Raw genomic sequence first — 20091 nt, forward strand, 5'->3', positions numbered from 1 at the left:
GCGAACCGGTCACCTACGCCAACATCGCCGCCGCCGCCGGCGTCAGCCGCTCCTGGCTCTACACCCAGGCCGAGATCCGCGCGGCCATCGAAAGCCTCCGAGACCACAACAGCCGGTCGGCCGGCGTCTCGGTGCCAACCCGGCAGCGGACCTCTGCCGCGTCCCTGGTTCGCCGGCTGGAAGCTGCGCACCGGCGCAATCAAGACCTCAGCCGTGAAGTCGCCGAGCTGCGCGACCAGCTGGCCGCCGCTCACGCCGAACTGAGGGCAGCCCGGCGTCGACCGATCGACTCATCCGTGGTGGACCTATCTCAGCGCCGACGACAAGACGGCTAATCCCACCGTGAGCGTTCGACTTGCGGTCAATGACCACCCAGCCGCCGCACAATGCGGCCCGTCAGGACAGCCGCCTCGCAGAGGAGGGCGGGGCGGGCGAGTATCCGTCTGGCTCTGACAGTGCTCTGTGACGTCAGATCTCCGTGAATTCCGACGGCACCGGCTGGTTGGGCCGGAAGTTGTCAGCGAATTTTGACGTCACTGACGGGGTTGTGGTGGGAGGATCGTTGTGCTCGGTGAGGGGGCGCAGTCGATGCCGCCACGTCAGTCGAAGGTGGAGCTGTATGCCGCTCTGCGCCGTGACTCGCGGGCGGGTCTGTCGAACAGGGCTTTGGAGCGCACAGTTGAGGTGAGCATATTGCGGACCTGGAGAATGCGGATATGTGTTGTCGTCGCGATCGGAGTACTCTGCTCGGCCTGCGGCAACCAGGTCCCAGTGAGTCATTCGGCCGCGAAGGCGCCGGACTGCGTGATACTGGAACGTTTGAACGCTCCGGCCTACTCCCTCGCCTTCGACAAGGTGAAGGACGCGTTATGGTTCCCGGTCATGGAAATCGGAGGCAAATCGAGCCTCCATCGCTATGATCTCGCGACCGGACAACAGTTTCAGTATCCGCTGCCGGACTCCGGCTACAACGGTCCTGTCACGACCACCGTTATCACCAGCGATGGCGCGGTATGGGTCAATCTGCCGTACGCTGTCGCGCGCTGGGATCCAATCCGAGAAACGATAACCACAACGTCGATCCCTGCGGACGCCGAAGGTCAGCTTCCCGGAGCAGTTGACACGACCCGGCCCCTGGCTGGGACATGGATTTCAACCCTCATTGCGGACGGCGACGGGGTGCTGATCGGCCGCCTCAACGTTCCCTATCTCCAACGGGTGTCCAGCGACGGCACAACGTCGAGAGCCTTTGACTTGCCCAACGGGTACGACGGCACCAAGAAAATCGCTCGAATGGGTAGTACGCTGATCGTGGCACCAGGTTGGTTATCTAACGAGTCGGTGACAGACGTCCTAGCAATTGCGTCGAGCACGGCAAAGCACACGGACATTATCCCATTGAACGGTCTCTTCGATCTTGGCGAGACCATCGCCGCGCTGACTCAGAACGGTTTGGTAAAGGCCGACACTGGCGAACCCCTGTCGACGGCGCTCGTACCGGATCCCTCCGCGGATGCCTTGTTGGCACAGAACGGTGAAGCCGAGGTCGCGTACAGCCCATCCAGGCACACTCTGGAACGTGCCGTAGGAACCGAGGTCGCGACCCTTCAGTTGAACAGTCGCGAGGCACCTGCCGCTGGAGGAACTGGGACTTCAGTGAAAGCTTGGGAAGGCGTTACGGCGTTGGCACAAGCTGCTGATGCGACCGTGTTCGCCCTTCGCGCCAATGGGACCGAGCTGTGCGAATGGGGATCCGGGTAACGGCATTCCCGGCCGGTCGACCGACCGGCGAGAGTCCGGCCGAGGAGCACCCGGCGGAACCCGCGCCACTAAACCTCGCTTTGCAGTAAACGATGTGATCGCGGTGGTCGACACGCGGCCTGGGTATGGCGCGAAAATCAGGTCCGCAGGCACCGGCGTCGGATCGGACTGCACTGCGCCTCGGGCGCTTCCGACCCGGCTGTGAGTAGTGGACCCGACCGCGTTGGCCGCTGAAGCGCAAACCAGACCAGCCACGCTGTCGTGGACATGTCCACGACGCTCACCACCAAGCAATGCAGCACGACCCAGCAGCCAACTCAAGATAAACGGCGAGCTGGTGCTGCTGGTCGACGGCAGATTGTCCTTCGAGGGGCTTCAGCAACGCCTCGTCACCAGCCCCGCGAAGGCCCGCACCCGGGCGGCCGAGCTGCCCGCCGCGTATGTGGCATTCGACCTCCTGGCGATCGCCGGCGTCGAACTGCGCACCCAGCCGTGGATCTTACGGCGCGCACGGCGCGAGGAACTCGCCAAGGGCTGACCGTGCCGCTGCAGCTCACCCCAGTCACCGCCGACATCGAAGAAGCGCGGGAGTGGTTCGACGTACTACCCGTCGCGATGGGCATCGAAGGGCTGGTGGTGAAGGGCGCGAGATCCCGCTACGCGGCCGGTCGCTGCGAATGGCAGAAGGTGGGTCGACGGTGCCTGGTTGGTTCGCCCTCATCGACTCTTGCGAGGTCAGGGCGCGGATCGTTGCTGGACAGCGACGTGCGACAGGTGCCGCGGACAAGCATCCCGCGCAGGTCATGGCAGCACGAGTGCTGCCTCGTATCAGGCTCGTCCATAGGCCTGGAGGGATCGGGGTGACCGCGCGCCGCATACGAGTTCCTGGCTCGCGCCGGATGGCTGAACACCGACACAAGCAGCGCGCTGCCGTACCCCCGTGACAAGTCCCACCTCGTCCGCATCACCGGCTCAATCCTCCTGACCGGCGGTCGGTTCGTCGCGTGTGCCCGGAGTTCCGGACGGATCGCGGGCAACGGCCACTTCCGGCCTACCGGATCGAGTTCAAGGGCACCATGTTCCGGCCGGGGCACGCGCCGGATCCGAAGTCCGAGGGTGCTGGATTCCCGCCGATGCACGCGTTGGACCCGGAGGTGGAGACAACTACGTGGTGGCGGCCCGGACTTGAATCGTCCTATCGCGGCGGCCTGCGCCACCTTCCCCCCGCTGTTCTGATCGATGGCGGACGAACGGTCAGGGTGACGGTGAACGGGTCGCCGCCGGCCTACACCGACGTCAGGGTGGCCGCCGTAGTCGAATCCCGGACCGCCGTACTGCTCGTGATCCAGGAAACGCCCAGCCCAGGGGTCGAGGTGATTCCCCTGGTCGCGGTCGGACGGCTTGTCGTCGCCAGGCTGACCAAGCCGCTGGGTGCGCGAGTCCTGCTTCAGGAGGACGGCATCCCAATCGAGGTCCTGCCCGGAAAGTGGCGGCCGGGCGGACTCGCCCAACGGAAGCACCTCCAACGCGCCAGACCGAGCACTCCACATACGTGTCGCTGACATCTCCCACACATCCTGGAGTGCAACCGTCCGCGACACACTCAGAGAACCAAAGGATAAGGTGAAGCACCGCGAGACCCGGGAGGTGATCGTCGGTGGCGTCCTGGACCGATCACCCGGTCCGGGGTGTGATCGCCGGCCTGCTGAACCGCGACGGCGAACTGGTCATGATCGGTCGGACGGTCCCGCTCACCTCGACCCAGTCCGCCGAGCTGGCCGCCGCTCTCCCCGGCCGGGCCGGGCCACCCCGGCCCGACGAGATCTCGCCTCAGCGCTGGGGTGGCCGCGACTCCTTGAAACCGCTCACGAAAGTCACGCCAACCGTGGTGCCTGAGCTCAGCGCCGTCCTGAGCACGTCGACGGCCTCGCCCCGTTCTCGAACTCGGCCCACTCCTTGGAACAACTCGCCCTAGCTATCCGTCTATCTCTGCGTTCAGAGCAACTAGCAACTGTTGCTCTGGGCACCGAAAGAGTCACCCGGTCTTAGCGTGGAGGCCCATGCTGGCCATAGCATCAAGTGCGTAGACCGCATAGCCTCGTGCCCAGCCGCAGACGAACCCCGGACGCTTGTTCGCGTCGCAGAATGTTGCGCGTAGCCCGTAGGAGGCCGACATGAACCCGAAGACCTCCTTCTTACCGGCGCTGGTATAACGGAAGACGGGGGAACCTGAGTCACCTTGGGTGAACACACCGCCACAGCCACCGGTGCCACAGCCCTCGATACCTTCCATGAAGATAAAAGCAGGGCCGACTCTGGGCTGGGCACTCCCGAGCGAATAGTACCGGCCGAGGAACCTGATGTAGCGCTTGAAGACTGGCACCCCGGATATTCCTCCGCTTAGCCAGACCCGCATGTTTAGCACCGGCGCCGCGGCACGGTACACCGCTGATGCGGTGCCGCTATTCCAGGCACCGTCCCAGATGAAGTAGTTGCTGGACGTTCGAATGACTTGGATATCGTGGGCTGCGTTGCGCGCAGTCACCGCGCCAACAGTTGCCCGCGGTGAGTCATAATTGTAGAACGTCCCAGAACCGCAGTGATACGCGGTTGTGACGTAACTGTATGGGCCTGCATAAGCAGCGACTCCAGTCGTGCAGGTCTGGGGTCCTGTGATCAGACTCCCGCCAAACCATGGAGCGTAGTCGTTGTTGCGAGCCGCTGGTTCAGGTTCGTCGGCTCCAAGAGATGTGATTGGAGTCGTCGTGGCCGAACTCAACAGCGTCATCGTGTTGGCAGGCGCACTCGACTTCAGGGTGACGACCACACCCGACCAGTCCTGGTTCGGCCCAGCGGACGTAACCATGCCTGGAAGGTAGTCGATAAGCATCTGCGATGTCGCCGACAGTTCATTGTTCGAGTACGCGGCTGATCGGAAGGACACCGGCGCCGGCTGGGTCGTTGCAAGGCTTTCTAGATCGGGCGGGGCTGTTCCCTTCCAATAAACGTTGACCTTCGTAAGGTCGTCAGAGATCGCGACCCCACCTTTGCCGGCGGCAGACGGATGTTCCTCCAGCCAATCCGACAACGCCATCGCAGCTGTCTCTGCCGCCGTAGGCAGGAACTCTGCGGGAATCGGCGATTGCTCTGGGCTCGGATCTCCCAGTCGGATCGGCCCGGACGCGTTGGCTGTGGACGCGCACAGGACCGCGGCAACAGTGACCCCAGCGAAAAACAGCATCCTCGTTGCTCGAGACATTCCCCCACCTCCACGCCGAGGGTAGATCAGCGTAAGCTGCGCAGATAGAGCGAAGCGTTGCAGCTTCATGCAACTTTCCGGAATGGATTTGACGTGGTCGGCGCACCCCCTCCTCCAAGACCGGCTCGGAAGGCATCATCCGACCGACAGACAGTCGCGGAGTGGATCCAACACAACCCGGGCGCCCACGCCAGGCTCAGCGCTGTCGAAGACCTGGAAACCGGCCAGGAGCTCCTTGTCGTGAACGTCCCGGACCGAGAAGAGATGCATCGAGCTAAACGGGAATTACAGCAGCTCGTCCGCGCTCCCGAACGCTTACGCATTCGTCGCTGGCGACCACCAGTTGAGGAGATCGAGCGAATCATGGCCTGGGCACTTGACACCCTGCTGCCAATCGACGGCTCCAGCACTCCCGTTACATCCGTCGGCCCGGATCCCGAATCGGGTCTCGTCATGATCACCCTCAGCCGAGCCGACTCTTCCTACGCAGCTGACCTGGAGGCCACAACCGATGGGCTAGCATTCGTGGCTCCCGAACCAAATATCCCCGAAGCCCCAATCGGGCCGCCCAAGCCTTCCGCTTAGGCTGATGAACGGTCCGAAGGCGCGTTACGCGGCTGAAGGTTCGCCACACCACTCCAAGGGACGTTAACCGCGCGCCTCGCACGACGGCCTTCGGTCGCTGCCGCGGAGAGGCAGCAGTTTGTCGGCCACGGAATATGGCTGGCGGCCCTGGCCGACGACCTGCAGCGGATAGACCACGCTGCCGCCGACCGCATGGTGATCCACGGCGACTTCACCGCGCACAGCGTCGTGGCCTCCGGACAACCAGCACGGCCAACCGGAGTCATTGACTTCGCCCTCGCCTACGTTGGGGCCGCCCCGCCGATGTGGGCTTCGGGCTTTGGCGCAGCGGCCGACCCACCAGGACGCGATCGGCCTAGACCCCCAGCGGGTCCATGACCTTGTCTCCGGATACATGCGGGTCCAGCTGCTCGGGCTACCGCGGCAGACGCAATCACGGTCTACATCCGCGCTCGCGGCATCCAGCGAGCCATCAAGTCTCACACACACGAGGCCAGCCACCCCCACGAGATGGACGCATAACGAATCCGCTGGCTTTCCAGCCATCGCAGCACACTCGGCGCCGCGATCGCCGATGCGATCCAGACCTGACGATCGCCAAGAGGATCAGCGCAGAAAGCTGCGGCGGCAACCAGAGAAGCCACCCCGTCGTGGACATGTCCACGACGCTCATGGCCAAGCAGCACAGCGCACTCCATCTGCAGGCTAGAGATAAACGGCGAGTTGGTGGTGTGGACGGGGGACCGGCTCGATTTCGACGCTTTGCAGCAGCGGATGGTCAACACCGCGGCCACCGTGCGGCGGCGCCTCGCGCCGGGCCAGCCGGCGTCGTTCGTCGCGTTCGACGTCCTAGCCGTTGGCAGCGTCGATGTCCGATCCCCGCGGACGCCGACGAGGCCCGCGAGTGGCTGGACGCCTTCAAGTCCAGCGGTGTGGAGGGTCTCGTGGTGAAGGGGCGCCTCGACCAGGTATCAACCCGGCCGCCGCGACTGGGTGAAGGTCAATTTTGTTGGGGTGGACAGTGTTCGCGCGGCTCCGCGAGGACACGTCGTCCGAGGTCAAGCGGCGGTCTGGGTGTTGCCAGCGGTGCGCGACAGGTGTCGTGGACGTGTGGTGGTGGCTGACAGCAGAGCTTGGTCTAGGGCTCGTGGGGCCTGGTGGAGTTGAAGCTCGCCTTCGAGCGGCGACCAGGATGCTCCCCCGCGACAGTCGCCCGGGCTGTTGGCTGGTCTCCTGAGTAAACGCGGTGGCAGTCCCGGGCGGTGCCGTAGGCGGCGGCGAAAAGCGGTGGCCGAGGAAGCCCACCACCACGCTCTCGATCGCCGTCGGCGGTCTCGACGCCGTCGAGGCCTTGGGCGCAATGGCGACCGGGGACGGAGCCGGGGAGGGGAGGCCGCGGCCGAGTTCGCCGCGCGACGCTCACGAGTTGGCGCGCCGGTGCGCCGCGCGCCTCACCGTCGCCCGGGCCGCTGAACGGCTCGGCACTACCCAGGCGTGGACGAGCCGATTGTCGAGCTGTATCGACGGGTCGTTGTGGGTGTCACGATGTGCAGGACCATGTCACGGGACGGGAATGGCCCTGTGCGTCTGCGCTGATGCCCGCGGCGGTGTTGTTGTTGGTGGCCACCGTCGCAGACGTGGAGAAGGGGTAGCCGGCGGCGAGCGCGGGGAGCGGTTGCTCGTGGTCACCGACCCAGATCACCGCACCGAGGTCGGCGTCGAACCCGACCACCGTTCCGTGGTCGTTCACCGCGTTGGGCTGGGTCCCCGGCAGGGCACGGAGCCCGGTCGGTGCCCACACGACCGGGCCCCCCAGGTCCTCGGATCCTCCGGTCAGTACGGCAGAACCGACGATGTAGGGGCCTGCGGCGGCGCGTGCGACCGAGTTGGTGCCGGGCACGGGGCCGGGCAGCGTCGTCAGCCCTTCGCGGACCGTGCCCACGATGGCCTGCTGCCTGAACTCTTCGCCGACCGTCTCGGTCCACCCCACGACGGCGCCCTGCTGCGTGACGTCGGTGAGGTAGGCCGAGCCTGCCATCACGCCGAGATCCTGGATCGACTGCGGGGAGTCCGCGGACCAGGCGACGGCGTGGTTGGTCTCCCCGCCTGCCGCGTAGCCGACGATCAGGCCGGCGTCGTTGATCGCCGTCGGCACGGCGAAGCCGCCGCCGGGCAGTAACGGGAGGTCGATGACCTGGCCACCGCGCCAGAGGACTCCGTGGTTCGGGGTGTCCACATCTTGGGTGGCGCCGACCACGTCGCCGTGGCTGTTCACGTCCTGCGCGACCGCGCCCACGCCGCCCGGAGTGTCGAGCACGGTCACATCGCCGTCGTGCCACACCAACGGGCGCGTCCTGCCGTCCACATCGACGCCGTAGCCTGCAAACGAGTCGTGGCGGTCGCTGTTGTACACGTACCCGGCGCTCCACCCGGCCGGTAGCGGGAGCTCGTTGATCATCCAGGTACAGCCGACCGTCACATCCAGGGTGCTTAGCTGCGCCGCCGCCGCCGGAGGCGGCATCAGCATCACCGTCGCCGCGATACCCGCAACGAGACCGGCAAGCTGCGGCAAGCATCGAAAGCGACGCACTGAACACACCATTTGTCCCCACCTTTTCAACGACGGATGCGCCACTATAGAGGCCGGAACGGCTCAGATGCGGAAATGCGTGACCTGCCCTGGTGGCCGCACCGGAGGCGGCGGGCGTTAACGGGGCCCGACTTGTGTGAGCGGCAACGAGAGTCGATACGACGTCTATCCAGGTGTGCTCACCAGCCGTGGTCCTGCGCCACGTGTACGGAGGGCGATAACGACCGTTCCCGCGCACCGTCGCCGCCCACCGGTTCGCACAGCTTATGTCCCGGCGCGTCCAACCTAAGCATCCCACCAGCGGCCAGGTCCGCATCTCCATGTGGGTGTCGCGCACAGACTGCCGACCAGCTGATGACGCTCATCTGAATCTCCCCAGACCTGCTCACTGAAATTCCCCACCCCGTGTGGCTCCACCGGATGTGGTGGGGCCCCTTCGAGACTGGCGGTCTCTGACCACACGCCGGCTACTCGAAGGGGCCTTGCTGTCCATGCTGACACGGGAGGAAGACATCGACGCGCACGCATTGCGTCGCCAGGACTGGACGATCTCTGCGATCGCCCGGCACCTGGGCAGAGACCGTAAGACGATCCGTGCCTATCTGGCCGGCGAGCGGGTCGCCGGTGAGCGCAGACCTGCTGGGCCGGACCCGTTCGAGCCGTACGTCGATTACGTTCGCGCTCGGCTGCGCGAGGACCCGCATCTGTGGGTGCAGACCCTGTTCGACGAGGTCGTTGCCCTCGGCTACGACAAGGCGTACTCGACGTTTACCCGGCAGATCCGCACCCGGGGCCTGCGGCCGCACTGCGAGCCGTGCTCAGCCACCCGCGGCCGCGCGAGTGCGGTGATCGAGCACCCGCCGGGGGAGGAGACCCAGTGGGACTGGCTCGAGCTCCCGGACCCGCCCGAGCACTGGGGGTGGGGCACGACCGCGCACCTGCTGGTCGGCGCGCTCGCGCACTCCGGGAAGTGGCGCGCCACCCTGGCTGCGTTCTAGGAGCAGGCTCACCAGGTCCAGGCCCTGGACGCGACGATCCGCAAGCTCGGCGGGCTCACCAAGACATGGCGGTTCGACCGGATGGCCACCGTCTGCCACTCGGCGTCGGGAAAGGTGACCGCGTCGTTCGCGGCCGTGGCCAAGCACTACGGGGTGTCGGTGGCGATCTGCCTGCCGCGGCGTGGCAACCGCAAGGGCGTGGTGGAAAAGATCAACCACACCGCGGCGCAACGCTGGTGGCGCACGCTGAGCGACGACGTCACAGTGGAAGTGGCCCAGGCGTCGCTGGACAAGTTCTGCTCGCTGCGCGGTGACACCCGGCTGCGCCCGGCCGGCCCCGGCGGGAAAGCCAGCGTCGCCACGATTGCGAAGGCCGAGCCGCTGCGCCCAGCGCCACTCGACCCGTGCCCGGCCGCCATCACCGAGAGCCGCGTCGTGTCCGCGCAGGCGCTGGTGGCGTGGCGAGGCAACTTCTACTCGGTGCCACCCGAGCTCGCCCGCGCGGCCGTCGCCGTGTCGCAGCGGCTCGGCAGCCAGCACATCGACATCGCCACCGTCAGCGGGATCGTGATCGCCCGGCACGAACTGGCTGCCGACGGCGTCGGGGTGATGGTCCGCGACCACGGCCACGTCATCGCCCTCGAGGCCACCGTGCTGGCCGGCCACGACACCAGCGCACCACACCGCCGCAAGGTCTCCACCATGCGCTGATGAGCTGGATATCGGCAACGCCGCCTGTGCCGTCGATGAGTGCCCCGGCGGGACTTTGGAGTTTCGGTGCGGTCGGCAACCATTCAGCGACGGAGCGAAACGGTGGCGTGGATGAAGTCGAACCCCAACAGCGATGAGGAGTGGGCCGGCATACGACTTTCCCGGCCCTGTACAAGGCATCGCCCGGCTGGGCCCAAGATTTGCGGCGACCGTGCAGAGGGCCCGGGCAGCCATCAGTTGGACGGTGTCGGACCGTTCGACCGCTAGCCGCGTGGGTACCGGCTGGTCATGGACGAACCGAAACGTGCCGAGGGCAAATGCGGGTACCACGACGGGCGCCCGCTGGTCCGTGGCAACCTGGGGTTGCCCGAGGCACGGATTGACCTGGCCAAGGCGAAGTCATGACCGGCCGGCGAATTGAAGGAGGCGCGCGGACGTGGGTCCGACTGCGCGCACTCCTGCTGGTGAACTTGGCCCTGTTCGCCCTCTTCCTCGTCGGGGTACTGCTCACCGGGCACGCCCACGAGAACGACGATCTGAGCGACCACGATCAGCCCACTCAGACCTTGCTCCAGTACGCCGGTTCGTCGTCGTTCGGCGAGACCGTGTTCGAGAACTGGGAGTCGGAGTTCTTGCAGATGGGTATGTATGTGCTGCTCACGACGTTCCTGGTTCAGAAGGGATCCGCGGAGTCCCGCCCGCTCGATGAGGCGGCGCCGCGAGACCGGGATCCCCGTGACGACCCCGAAGCTCCCTGGCCGGTACGCCGAGGGTCGGAGCTGGTGCTGAGGTTGTACGAGAACTCGCTGGCAATCGCGTTCGGGATCGTCTTCGCCTTGTCTATCTGGCTGCACGCTGTGACCGGCGCCGGTGCCTACAGCGAGGAGCAGCAACTCCATGGCGGCGAGGCGGTCACCGCCTGGCAGTACGTCCGCACGTCGCAGTTCTGGTTCGAGTCGTTCCAGAACTGGCAGAGCGAGTTCCTCGCGGTCGCGGCGATCATCGGAGGCTCGGTCTATCTGCGGCAGCGGTCGTCATCGCAGTCGAAGCCCGTCCACGCCCCGAACGCCCAAACCGGCGACTGAGCGGGGCACGAGGCGAAGCGTGCGGGGGAGAGCCTGCCGGGTAGATCCGCGGTGAACTTTTCGGGTGGTACTGCCTGAGTGGCGCGGTTCGGTTGCATATGGCGCCGTGAACTCTGTGGATAACAGTGCGCGGGGGACGGAGGCCAGGCTGGCAGCAGCTGAGGTCCTCGACCCCAATGGCCTGCCGTCGGCGAAGGCGTTCGCGCGCCTGGCCAGCGAACTCCATGGCGTCGATGGTGTCGAGGAGACCGTCGACGCGGTCGTCCAGTTTGCGCCGCAGGCGTGGCTTGCTCCTACGCCTCGGTGGTGCTGATCACCCGCGGTCACAGACCGAGATCATAGCGGCCACGGATCCGCTCCTGGCCGGGTCGATCTGGCTGTCGCCTACATTCTCGCTCGGCACGCGTCGGTCGCCATCGCCGCCGCGACGAGGCGACGGGGTCACAAGGCGTGACGCGATGTCGCAAGCAGCAAACAGACTGCGCGATGACGCCGAGTGCGATTCACGACGCGGAGAGCTCCAATCCTGTGCATCCGTCGACTTTCGCTCACACGGCTTCCGAGGCTCGAGGTCACACGATCGCAGGAGTTCTCGCCCGGGTACATCGCGGCTTGAGCACAAGAGGATCCGTAGCCGACGGGCTGCCGCGGCGGCTCAGGGCTTCGAGTCTGTGCGGCGCTCCAGGGCTTCGATGACGGTCGGGCAGACATCGATCTCGTAGAGCCTTTCGACGCTCTGCATCCCGCCAGGGCTCTCCGCGTTGATCTCCACCACCTTGTCGCCGATCACGTCGATGCCGACGAAGCACATGCCGTCGGCCACGAGTTTCTCGCCCATCGCTTCGACGATGCCGTGTTCCACGTCACCGATCTCGAGAGGGGCCGAGCGTGCGCCGGCGCTGATGTTGGCCCGCGGGTCGTTACCCGTGGGCACCCGCCGGAAGGCGGCCGGCTTCCCGTCGCGCTCGAGGATCTGTCCCTCGAGCAGGAAGATCCGGGCATCACCTTGCTCGCCGCCGTCGACGAACTCTTGAACGATCGCGTAGCCGTCCTGTAGCACTGCCTCCGTCATCTGCGCGAGGTTCGCTTCGCCCTCGTCCTCGATCATGAACACGTTCCGACCCCTGGCTCCGTACAGGGGCTTGACGACGCAGTGGCCGACCTTGCGAGCGAACTGTTCGATCGCTTCCGGGTCGCGCGTCACCAGCGATCGGGGTCGGATCTTCTCGGGGAACTCCTCCAGGTAGAGCTTGCTCGATGCGCGGGTAAGGGACATCGGGTCGTTCACCACCGTTACACCTCGAGCCTTGAGCATCTGGCCGAAAACCACACCCAGTGGACTTGCCCACGGCCGCTTCTGCTGATCGTCGATCGATTCGTTGCGCAGGAACAAGGCATCGAGGTCGTCCATGACGATCCGTTCGGCGTCGCGCTGCTTGATACGCTCCATGAAGGTCTCGAGGGTGTCGTCTTTGTCGAACTCTGCGGCATGAGCGCGGGCCACCATCTGCTCGTTGCTTTCCCCGAGTTCGACGTCTTCGACCCCGACGTACCAAACCTCATGCCCGCCCTGGGCCGCGGCCCGCGCCAGCCGCGTAGTCGTGTACTCGTCTATCTCGGTCGCGACGTCGTTGACGAAGAACGCAAGCCTCATGCCGACACATCTCCTTCGTACAGGTCCGTGATTGACGCGCCCGCGCGCAGTCTGTCGAGGCGCTCCTGAGCGCCGGGCACGTCCAGCCAGCGTGGACGGACCCATGGTGCTTCGAGCACGTTGCGGTCGAGCAGGTCCTGGATCAACGGGATGTGGTCCAACGCGAGCTTGCCGACGAAGAGGACGTCGAGGCTGCTGCCCTCTACGAGGGCTTCGAGGATGCGCGTGATCCCACGCAGGTAGATCGCGTCCTTCACAGAACCGCCCGCGACGACGACCCGGATGGCGATGGACCAGGCGGTCCTCGTCGGTATCCGATGTTCTGACCGTAGCGATTCGAAGATCTCGAGGAATCCGGCGCCGTCGAGCATCTTGCCGATGGCAACGACCCTGGCCGCGAGCACGCGGAGGCGCCGCGGGTCCAATCCGCCGGTCAGGTACTCGGCGAGCACGGCAAGGCCCTCTTGGGTCTCGTCGTAGCCGGGCAGTCCGATCGTCAGCAGCGTCAGGGGTTGCCTGGCGCCGTTGTGGTAGGTGACGACATGGGTGCCGACCTCGTGGTGCAGCAACGGCTCGACGCGGTCCGCCCTGATGGTGGCGGTTTCGGGGATGAGCAGCCGACCGAACGACACCATCAGTTCGGAGATGTCGTCGCGCACCTCGATGTGCGCCGGGAAGTCGGGATACACGGCGCGGTATCGATCGAACTCCGCACGAGCCGCCGCCGCGAACGCGCCGGCTGTGACGCTCCGGGTGTTGGGAGCTTGGGCTGGGATGGTCTCGAGCAGCTCCTTCGCGGCGGACGCGAGAGGCTGGGCGATCCCGCCGTACAGTTGCAGCGACCCGTACACGAAGCGTGAAGTGTCGCGATCCTCCAGGGCTGTGATCTGTCGTGCTATCTCGTCTCGCTTCGCCCGGAAGAGTGTGTGCAGCGCAGGGTCGGTTACGTTCTCGATCTCGAGGCTGTAGAGGTCACGGCGCACCATGTCCGGCTCGAATTCCAGCGGTCTGAGCCGGAGAGTGGGGGCCGTCCCGAAGTCGCCCCGTTCGAAGTCAGTCCATGCCTCTGCCGCATTGACCGGCGTGATGTTGAGCAGCAGGTTCAAGCTGCGCTCGATCTCGGTGAGGCGCGTGTCGATATCGAGAGCGGGCGCAAGCTGCTGGGTCGGGGTGGTCACCTCACCGCGGTACCCACCAATCACCACAAACAACCTAAGCGTGTCTGGTTCGTCCAGAGCTGTACGGGCTCATCCGGGCTGTCGTCGGCCGACGCCTTGGAGCTGGATCTGCTGGACTGTGAGGACGTTGGGTCAACTCCACCAGCTGTGTGTCCAGGTCACGTGCGCCAGAGCGGCCTGGCCGGACAGGCTCGGGTGGAAGTAGTCGAGCTTGCTGATCTGGCTGCGGCTGAACTGGTTGACGGTCACGTCGTCGTCGTATGGGCACAGCGGGTACGCCGCCCACTCCTCACGAAGCACCGTGTTGAAGGCGATAGTGCGTCCACGCGTCCTCACGGTGGACAGGAGCAGGCAGAACTCGCAAGCGCGGATGTCGGGCTGATATTGCCCGGTTGGCGCGTGAGGCGGCGGGTACAGGGCGCGCACCAACGCTCGAGACACCGAGTGCGGTTACGAGCCGGCACGGGTGTCGAGAGTCCCCTGCTGGGCCATGGCCCACCGTCCGAAAGGCACACCGCCATGTCAATGAGCGCATTCGACCCGTGGAACTACCGCGACAAGTCCGGCTTCACCGAGGGCAAGGACGTCACCGGTTACAAGATCGCCGCCGTCGACGGCGACATCGGCAAGGTCGACGAAGCCACCAACGAGTCCGGTGCTGCGGGCCTGGTCGTCGACACCGGGCCGTGGATCTTCGGCCGCAAGGTGCTGCTCCCGCCCGGCGTCGTCGAGAGGGTCGACCACGACGACCAGAAGGTCTATGTCGACCGGAGCAAGGAACAAATCAAGGACGCCCCCGAGTTCGACCCGGACGCGGGAGTCGATGACGACTACCGCACGCGGCTCGGCAGTTACTACGACGAGACCTACCGCACCGGCCTGTAGCCGGTCGCGCGCACCTCGAACCCTAAGCGCGGATCCACCGCTAGCTGGGGTCGGGTGAGCGTGCCGTAGCGCGGATGCCCTTGCGGGCTGGGAGATTGGGATTTGCGACGATCTCGATCGATACCCAACCCGCAAGGGCACCTCTGAGCTCCAACTGGTTGGCGTCCGCGACTGTTGTCATGCTCCTGGACTGGATGAGAAGGGGCCTAGGGCAAGTTGTTCGACATTCCCAGTTCGCGACACGTTTCAACCGTCAAGTCACACCAGCCTCCTCAACCTGGGTGTACCTCGACCCTAATCGGCCGGGCGGATCGGTCAGGGTCGACGTCGATCTGTCTGCATCGTGACCGGTTAGGTGTCGAGCCCCCAGTAGCCTGGGAAGCTGTGACGACGAGTGTCGAGTTCACCGAGCTTACCGGGACGTACCGCCGCGAGTTGCTCGCGCATTGCTACCGCATGCTCGGTTCGATCGACGAGGCCGAGGATGTGGTGCAGGAGACCTACCTGCGGGCGTGGCGGTCGTACGACGGCTTCGAGGGCCGGTCATCGGCGCGGACGTGGCTGTATCGCATCGCCACGAACGCCTGCCTGACCGCGATCGGGCGCCGTGGCCGTCGGCCGCTGCCATCGGGTCTCGGCGCACCGAGCACCGACCCGGACGTGCCATTGGTGGCCGGACCGGAGGTGGCGTGGCTTCAGCCGTACCCGGACGTTGTCCTCGGTGACCTCCCGGACGACCCCGCGGCGGTGGCGATGTCGCGAGCGGGGATCCGGCTCGCGTTCGTCGCCGCGTTGCAACATCTCTCGGCCCGGTCCCGCGCCGTACTGATCCTGCGCGATGTCCTGCAGTGGTCGGCTGCCGAGGTTGCCGAGTTGCTGGGGACGACCCCGGCCGCCGTGCACAGCGCGCTGCGGCGGGCTCGTGCCGACATGGCCCGCTCGACGCCGGCCGTCGACGACGTCGCGGAGCCGGGCGAGGCGGAGCGTGGACTCGTCGAGCGGTTCGCGGCAGCGATCGAGCGCGCGGACGCCTCCGCGGTGGCCGAGCTGCTGCGCGTGGACGCCGTCCTGGAGATGCCGCCGCTGCTCACCTGGTTCGCCGGCCGCGATCCGGTGGCCCGCTTCCTCGGCGCCAACCTGCTGCTCGAGCCCGGTGGTCTGCGCACCGTCCGAACCCGGGCCAACGATCAGGACGCGCTGGGCGTGTACTCACGCGGTCCCGATGGCGTCCATCGCGCGCACGCGGTGATCGTGCTGACCGTCTCTCCCGCCGGCATCACGCGCATGGTCGCGTTCCAGGATCCCGGCCTGTTTCCGGCGTTCGGACTGCCGTCCGAATAGAACTTTCGCTTCGCGCGACGAATCGGCGGACCGGCGCGGGTCTGTCTGTGTAGGCCGTCCGACGGACGGGCGGCCGCACAGCAGACGGAGGACGCAATGCGCAAGCTCATCGCCGCCATGAAGATGTCGCTCGACGCGAAGGTGGAAGGCCCGGACGGTACTGCCGACTGGGTCGAGGCCTGGTCGGAGGACTACGGCCTGACGCCGCAGATCGACGCTTGCCTGCTCGGCGGAGGCATGTACCCCGGCTACGAGGCGTACTGGACCGGGATCCAGACCAAGCCGGAGACGCCGGCGTGGCTCACCAGCGAGCCGCCGACGCCGGCCGAGCGGGAGTGGGCCGACTTCATCAAGCAGACGCCCCACTACGTGCTGTCCAGCACCCTGGAGACCACGTCGTGGCCGAACACGACCTTCCTGCGTTCGATCGACGACGTGGCCGCACTCAAGCAGCAGCCGGGCAAGGACATCTACCTTGTCGGTGGAGCGCGCATCACCGCGTCCCTGATCGACGCCGGCCTGGTCGACGAGCTGCGGTTGATCACGTACCCGCTCGTCGCCGGCACGGACAGCACCGCGCTGTTCGCGACCTCACCACGACGCAGTGCCGAGCTGCTCGAGGTGCGGAAGCTCGACCGTGGCAAGGTCGCGCTGACCTACGGATTCGCCTCATGACAGGTCCGGACAACAGCCAGGTGGTCGCCGAGTTCCGCGCGAACAACGGCCGGCTGGGCGGGCCCCTGGCCGGAACGCCCGTCCTGCTCCTGCACCACGTCGGGGCGCGAACCGGCACGGGGCGGGTCACGCCCTTGGTGTACTCCTGCCATGCTGGCGACCGCGTGGTCGTCGTCGCGTCCAACGGAGGCGAGCCGAGCGATCCCGCCTGGCTGCACAATCTCCGCACTCATCCGGACGCCGCAGTCGAGATCGGCACCGACGTCGTTGCGGTGCACGCGGCAGAAGCGGGCGGGGTCGAGCGCGACGAGCTCTGGCAGGAGGTGGTGGCCCGCTATCCTGATGTCGGACGGTTCGGCTCGCGGACAGACCGACCGATCCCGCTGGTCGTCTTGCGGCGAATCCCAGCACCCGCCGCGGCGGATCTCGCGTAGTGGTCGGCGGTTGCCTTTGACAACGGTTGCGGAAGTTTGGTGACCGGTCTGGCCGTGCTGTTCCTGATCAAGGACAGTCCGTACGACGAGCCGCTGCGACGGCCCAAGCAAGTCGCTCGGTGAGGTGCGCAACCTGCGCAGAGCCTGGAAGGAGCCGGGCACCCGGCTGCGGCTGTCGACGCACCTCACCACGAGCTTCTCCGGCAGCACCTTCGGACTGCTCCGGGGGTACCCGTTCCTCGTCCGGGGACAAGGGTTGGCGCCGACGACCGCCGCGGCGATGCTGATCCTCCCGGTGCTGGCAGGGCTCTGTTACGGCCCGCTGGTCGGGCGGTACGCGACTCGCTTCCCGTTCTACCGGTCCTGGATCGTGCTGGCGGTGGTCGCAGGTTCAGTACTGATGTGGACCGTCGTACTGCTCTGGCCGGGGGCAGGCGCCGGCGGTACCCGCCCCGACCGGGCTGAGCTCCGCCAGCTGATCGGCTCGTCGATCTAGGTGCTTCACGCCGTCCGCGCGTGGCGGCAGGACTCAACTCGTGGCCATTCAATGGCTGGCCAGTTGGATCACCGTAGCCACCACGCCTCCTCCGCCGCCCGCACTAAGCCTCGATCCCTGGGGCCGCCTGGTTCAGCGGTCTGAGTTTCGGTGATTTGGGTGTTTCGGTGGGCGGGCAGCGTGGGTCTGCTGGTCTGCTGGTCTGCCCAGCCTTTCCACGTTGGGTTTTCCGGTTGGTGCCGTGTCTGGCGGGTGGTCGGTGGTCAGGCCGCGGTTGGTGGTCCGGTCGCGGGTCCGAACACTGTCGTCCAGAGGGTGGTCCATTGCTAGGCCCAGGGCCAGTGCGCGGGTAGGTGCAGGACTCGGCGGCGCTGGGGTCGGGCCAGCCGGGCTGGGACGGTGACGATGTGCCGGCAAAGCGTCGCCCCGCGGGCGACGGCGTCGGTCTTGCTGGTCAGGGTGCCGGCGGCTGGATCAGGGGTGGTCGGAGGACTAGGACGACCACGAGGGTCACCATTACGGCGGTCAGGTGTGACGGGGATCGACATGACCGGGCTCAAGAAGGAGGAGAATCTCTGCGACACGGAGAGTACTTCGCCGACGGATTGCTGTGCTCCCACCCGAAGACCGAGCTCAACGTCTCGGGGCGCAGCGCTCACGTCTTAGCTCACATGATTCAGCGGCAAACAGTGCGTGGTGCCGCGCGTCGTTGAAATGCCTGCCGCGGCATAAGCCCAGGTCATGGCAACCTTTGGGCGATGGCGGCAAGCGGTGACATGTCTGGGCTCAGAAAGCGGTTGTTAGGGGTTGGGCAACCGTGGTCGGAGCATCATTCCAGGCGGACTCTCCCAGCTTGGGCGCTTGGCCGCGGCGAGAAGATGCGGACGCCTCAGGGCAGGTCAGGGTCTTCGAAGGCTTGTTGGAGGGCTTGGGTGGCGGCGGGGTTGGGGGCTTTGCGGTCGAAGTAGCTGTCTTGGGTCATGGAGACGCGGGCGTGGCCTAGTTGGTCGGCGGCTCCGCGGGCTGTTTGGCCGGCGTCGTCGAGGGCTGTGGCTACGGCTTTGCGGAAGGCGTGGGAGGTGATCCAGGTGAGGGTGTCTGTGGGGACTGGCTCGGCGGCTTGGTCTACCTGGGTGAGGAGGGCTTCGGTGGCTTCTGGGGTGGGGCTGTAGGTCCGGAGGAGGGTGGTGGCCATGGTGCGGTCGACCTTGGTTCGGCCGGTTTCGATGAGTTCGATTTTGGTCTTGGGCCAGTTGAGGGTCTTGGTGACCTGTTCGCGGGTTAGGCCGGCTTCTCTGCGGGCGGCGCGGAGAGCCAGGCCTAGGTCGCGACGGGCGGTGCTTCCGACTGGGGAGAGGGCTGTGCGGAGCGATCGGCGGACGTTGGTGGGGTCGCGGTAGCCACCGAGGGTGTCGGCGAAGATCGGGTCGTCGAGGCGGATGCCCGCGGCTGATCTGGTGCGGAGGGTGGCGACTAGCCAGTTGGGGAGCCCGAGGGTGCGGTTGCCTGCGGCGGATTTGGTGGGTTTGCGGAGGAGGCCCTCGGCCTTGATGCGCACGATGGTGTGGGTGATGTCGACGGTGCCGGCTTCGAGGTCGACTTCGGACCAGTGGACGGCGAGGGCTTCTCCGATTCTGACGCCTGTGCCGAGCATGAAGGTGACAAGGTCGGGGAGATCGGCTCTGATGGCTGCTTTGTCGGCTTTCAGGTGCTTGCGGAGGAGCTTGATCTCATCGGCGCGGATGGCCCTTGCGGGCTTCTTGGCGGGGTGTTCGATGCTTTCGACTTCGCGGACCGGGTTGACGCTGATGGCGCCGTAGCGGACGGCGAGTTGCATCATGCCGGAGATGATGGCGCGGCAGGTTTTGGCGGTCGGGGCGCCGGTGTTCCTCTTGATTGTGGCGATGACCTTGTCGATGCGAGGCGTGTTCGCTTCTCCGATGCGGATCTCGCCGAGGGCGGGTCGTACGTGGTTCTTGATGGCACGTCGGTAGGTATCCAGGGACGTGGGGGAGCGTCGGCCGTCGGCGATCTGCTCCTCGAACTTCTCTTCCCAGAGGTCGAGGAGGTGGGTGAGCTTATGCATCGCGGTCAGGTCGCCGGACTGGCCGGTCTTGGCGCGGTCCTGAAGCTTCTTGAGTAGCGCCTGCCCGGCGGCCGTCTTGGTCTTGGCGTAGGCGGAGACCAGGCGGACATGGCCGTCGTGATCGCGGAACCTGGCCTGCGATTTGTACTTGGTGGGGTTGCCCTCATCGTCGGTTCCGGCGATCCAGGTCGAGATCTCTCCCCAGGATCCGATCGGCACCGGCGGTCGCGCCATTTCAAGCCTCCAACCTGATCGACGGTTGGTTGCTCAACGGCTGGTCCGGCAGAGACTCCGCAGTTGCGGGACCGATGCCAAACGATGTGAGGTGACGCACAGTAACGATCAGATAGAGG

Annotated in this window: 21 protein-coding genes and 2 pseudogenes; 15 read left to right on the top strand and 8 right to left on the bottom strand. The window is 66.2% G+C overall.

Annotated features, from left to right (window positions below):
• From ACFPJ1_RS16975 to ACFPJ1_RS16995, 5 genes are all read left to right on the top strand, one after another.
• Positions 1-335, top strand: a 335-nt coding sequence (locus tag ACFPJ1_RS16975) for a DUF6262 family protein (RefSeq protein ID WP_380104883.1), incomplete at its 5' end; no start/stop codon positions are given.
• A gap of 229 nt (positions 336-564) precedes the next feature.
• Positions 565-1761, top strand: coding sequence for a hypothetical protein (locus ACFPJ1_RS16980; RefSeq protein WP_380104885.1), 1197 nt, complete (start codon positions 565-567; stop codon positions 1759-1761).
• 337 nt (positions 1762-2098) lie between these two features.
• Entirely contained in the window at positions 2099-2299 is a 201-nt protein-coding gene (locus ACFPJ1_RS16985; protein ID WP_380104887.1) for a DNA ligase-like domain-containing protein, read from the top strand.
• A 466-nt stretch (positions 2300-2765) separates the two neighbouring features.
• On the top strand, positions 2766-3323 hold the full coding sequence (locus ACFPJ1_RS16990; RefSeq protein WP_380104889.1) for a hypothetical protein: 558 nt from the start codon (positions 2766-2768) through the stop codon (positions 3321-3323).
• Positions 3324-3418: 95 nt separating this feature from the next.
• A complete protein-coding gene (locus ACFPJ1_RS16995; RefSeq protein ID WP_380104891.1) occupies positions 3419-3736 on the top strand; it encodes a hypothetical protein in 318 nt (105 codons plus the stop codon).
• Between the two features lie 60 nt (positions 3737-3796).
• On the opposite strand, the gene ACFPJ1_RS17000 is transcribed toward ACFPJ1_RS16995, so the two are convergent.
• Positions 3797-5020: a hypothetical protein gene (locus tag ACFPJ1_RS17000; protein ID WP_380104893.1), complete on the bottom strand. Its 1224-nt coding sequence runs from the start codon at positions 5018-5020 to the stop codon at positions 3797-3799.
• A gap of 684 nt (positions 5021-5704) precedes the next feature.
• On the opposite strand from ACFPJ1_RS17000, the pseudogene ACFPJ1_RS17005 reads away from it, so the two are divergent.
• Positions 5705-5983, top strand: a pseudogene (locus ACFPJ1_RS17005) (phosphotransferase); the annotation flags it as partial.
• A gap of 101 nt (positions 5984-6084) precedes the next feature.
• On the opposite strand, the gene ACFPJ1_RS17010 reads toward ACFPJ1_RS17005, so the two are convergent.
• Positions 6085-6390, bottom strand: coding sequence for a hypothetical protein (locus tag ACFPJ1_RS17010; RefSeq protein ID WP_380104895.1), 306 nt, complete (start codon positions 6388-6390; stop codon positions 6085-6087).
• A 755-nt stretch (positions 6391-7145) separates the two neighbouring features.
• On the bottom strand, positions 7146-8177 hold the full coding sequence (locus ACFPJ1_RS17015) for a hypothetical protein (RefSeq protein WP_380104897.1): 1032 nt from the start codon (positions 8175-8177) through the stop codon (positions 7146-7148).
• Positions 8178-8686: 509 nt separating this feature from the next.
• Here ACFPJ1_RS17015 and ACFPJ1_RS17020 point away from each other — a divergent pair.
• The 4 genes from ACFPJ1_RS17020 (at position 8687) to ACFPJ1_RS17035 (ending at position 11302) form a co-directional block, all read left to right on the top strand.
• Entirely contained in the window at positions 8687-9193 is a 507-nt protein-coding gene (locus ACFPJ1_RS17020) for a hypothetical protein (protein ID WP_380104899.1), read from the top strand.
• Between the two features lie 81 nt (positions 9194-9274).
• Positions 9275-9904 (top strand): Mu transposase domain-containing protein, encoded by a 630-nt coding sequence (locus tag ACFPJ1_RS17025; RefSeq protein ID WP_380104901.1) that lies wholly within the window; start codon positions 9275-9277, stop codon positions 9902-9904.
• Positions 9905-10305: 401 nt separating this feature from the next.
• Positions 10306-10989, top strand: coding sequence for a DUF6766 family protein (locus ACFPJ1_RS17030; RefSeq protein ID WP_380104903.1), 684 nt, complete (start codon positions 10306-10308; stop codon positions 10987-10989).
• A 106-nt stretch (positions 10990-11095) separates the two neighbouring features.
• On the top strand, positions 11096-11302 hold the full coding sequence (locus ACFPJ1_RS17035; protein WP_380104905.1) for a hypothetical protein: 207 nt from the start codon (positions 11096-11098) through the stop codon (positions 11300-11302).
• 342 nt (positions 11303-11644) lie between these two features.
• Here ACFPJ1_RS17035 and ACFPJ1_RS17040 read toward each other — a convergent pair whose 3' ends face one another.
• The 3 genes from ACFPJ1_RS17040 to ACFPJ1_RS17050 form a co-directional block, all read right to left on the bottom strand.
• Positions 11645-12643 (bottom strand): ATP-grasp domain-containing protein, encoded by a 999-nt coding sequence (locus ACFPJ1_RS17040; RefSeq protein WP_380104906.1) that lies wholly within the window; start codon positions 12641-12643, stop codon positions 11645-11647.
• Positions 12640-13845, bottom strand: coding sequence for a flavohemoglobin expression-modulating QEGLA motif protein (locus tag ACFPJ1_RS17045; protein ID WP_380104907.1), 1206 nt, complete (start codon positions 13843-13845; stop codon positions 12640-12642). The genes ACFPJ1_RS17040 and ACFPJ1_RS17045 overlap by 4 nt, the downstream gene beginning before the upstream one ends.
• A gap of 108 nt (positions 13846-13953) precedes the next feature.
• The gene (locus ACFPJ1_RS17050; RefSeq protein ID WP_380104909.1) at positions 13954-14157 is read right to left on the bottom strand and encodes a hypothetical protein; all 204 of its coding nucleotides are present in this window, start codon (positions 14155-14157) and stop codon (positions 13954-13956) included.
• 189 nt (positions 14158-14346) lie between these two features.
• Here ACFPJ1_RS17050 and ACFPJ1_RS17055 point away from each other — a divergent pair, with 189 nt between their 5' ends.
• From ACFPJ1_RS17055 to ACFPJ1_RS17075, 5 genes are all read left to right on the top strand, one after another.
• On the top strand, positions 14347-14706 hold the full coding sequence (locus ACFPJ1_RS17055; RefSeq protein ID WP_380104911.1) for a PRC-barrel domain-containing protein: 360 nt from the start codon (positions 14347-14349) through the stop codon (positions 14704-14706).
• 384 nt (positions 14707-15090) lie between these two features.
• Positions 15091-16047, top strand: coding sequence for a sigma-70 family RNA polymerase sigma factor (locus ACFPJ1_RS17060; RefSeq protein WP_380104913.1), 957 nt, complete (start codon positions 15091-15093; stop codon positions 16045-16047).
• 96 nt (positions 16048-16143) lie between these two features.
• Entirely contained in the window at positions 16144-16722 is a 579-nt protein-coding gene (locus tag ACFPJ1_RS17065; protein WP_380104915.1) for a dihydrofolate reductase family protein, read from the top strand.
• Positions 16719-17156: a nitroreductase family deazaflavin-dependent oxidoreductase gene (locus ACFPJ1_RS17070; protein WP_380104917.1), complete on the top strand. Its 438-nt coding sequence runs from the start codon at positions 16719-16721 to the stop codon at positions 17154-17156. Before ACFPJ1_RS17065 ends, ACFPJ1_RS17070 begins: the two co-directional genes overlap by 4 nt.
• 124 nt (positions 17157-17280) lie before the next feature.
• Positions 17281-17652: a hypothetical protein gene (locus ACFPJ1_RS17075; RefSeq protein WP_380104919.1), complete on the top strand. Its 372-nt coding sequence runs from the start codon at positions 17281-17283 to the stop codon at positions 17650-17652.
• A 263-nt stretch (positions 17653-17915) separates the two neighbouring features.
• On the opposite strand, the pseudogene ACFPJ1_RS17080 reads toward ACFPJ1_RS17075, so the two are convergent.
• Together ACFPJ1_RS17080 and ACFPJ1_RS17085 are read right to left on the bottom strand one after the other, a co-directional pair.
• Positions 17916-18122: pseudogene (locus ACFPJ1_RS17080) on the bottom strand (IS1380 family transposase); the annotation flags it as partial.
• Positions 18123-18541: 419 nt separating this feature from the next.
• A complete protein-coding gene (locus tag ACFPJ1_RS17085; protein ID WP_380104921.1) occupies positions 18542-19972 on the bottom strand; it encodes a helix-turn-helix domain-containing protein in 1431 nt (476 codons plus the stop codon).
• Positions 19973-20091: the final 119 nt, after the last annotated feature.

The organism is Kribbella qitaiheensis, from assembly GCF_042657745.1.
GTDB classification, from domain to species: Bacteria; Actinomycetota; Actinomycetes; order Propionibacteriales; family Kribbellaceae; genus Kribbella; species Kribbella qitaiheensis.

Bases quoted from the DNA above. Each gene is read 5' to 3' on its own strand.
- ACFPJ1_RS17000 (WP_380104893.1), bottom strand. From the start codon at position 5,020: ATGTCTCGAGCAACGAGGATGCTGTTTTTCGCTGGGGTCACTGTTGCC.
- ACFPJ1_RS17020 (WP_380104899.1), top strand. From the start codon at position 8,687: ATGCTGACACGGGAGGAAGACATCGACGCGCACGCATTGCGTCGCCAG.
- ACFPJ1_RS17025 (WP_380104901.1), top strand. From the start codon at position 9,275: ATGGCCACCGTCTGCCACTCGGCGTCGGGAAAGGTGACCGCGTCGTTC.
- ACFPJ1_RS17030 (WP_380104903.1), top strand. From the start codon at position 10,306: ATGACCGGCCGGCGAATTGAAGGAGGCGCGCGGACGTGGGTCCGACTG.
- ACFPJ1_RS17040 (WP_380104906.1), bottom strand. From the start codon at position 12,643: ATGAGGCTTGCGTTCTTCGTCAACGACGTCGCGACCGAGATAGACGAG.
- ACFPJ1_RS17055 (WP_380104911.1), top strand. From the start codon at position 14,347: ATGAGCGCATTCGACCCGTGGAACTACCGCGACAAGTCCGGCTTCACC.
- ACFPJ1_RS17065 (WP_380104915.1), top strand. From the start codon at position 16,144: ATGCGCAAGCTCATCGCCGCCATGAAGATGTCGCTCGACGCGAAGGTG.
- ACFPJ1_RS17070 (WP_380104917.1), top strand. From the start codon at position 16,719: ATGACAGGTCCGGACAACAGCCAGGTGGTCGCCGAGTTCCGCGCGAAC.
- ACFPJ1_RS17085 (WP_380104921.1), bottom strand. From the start codon at position 19,972: ATGGCGCGACCGCCGGTGCCGATCGGATCCTGGGGAGAGATCTCGACC.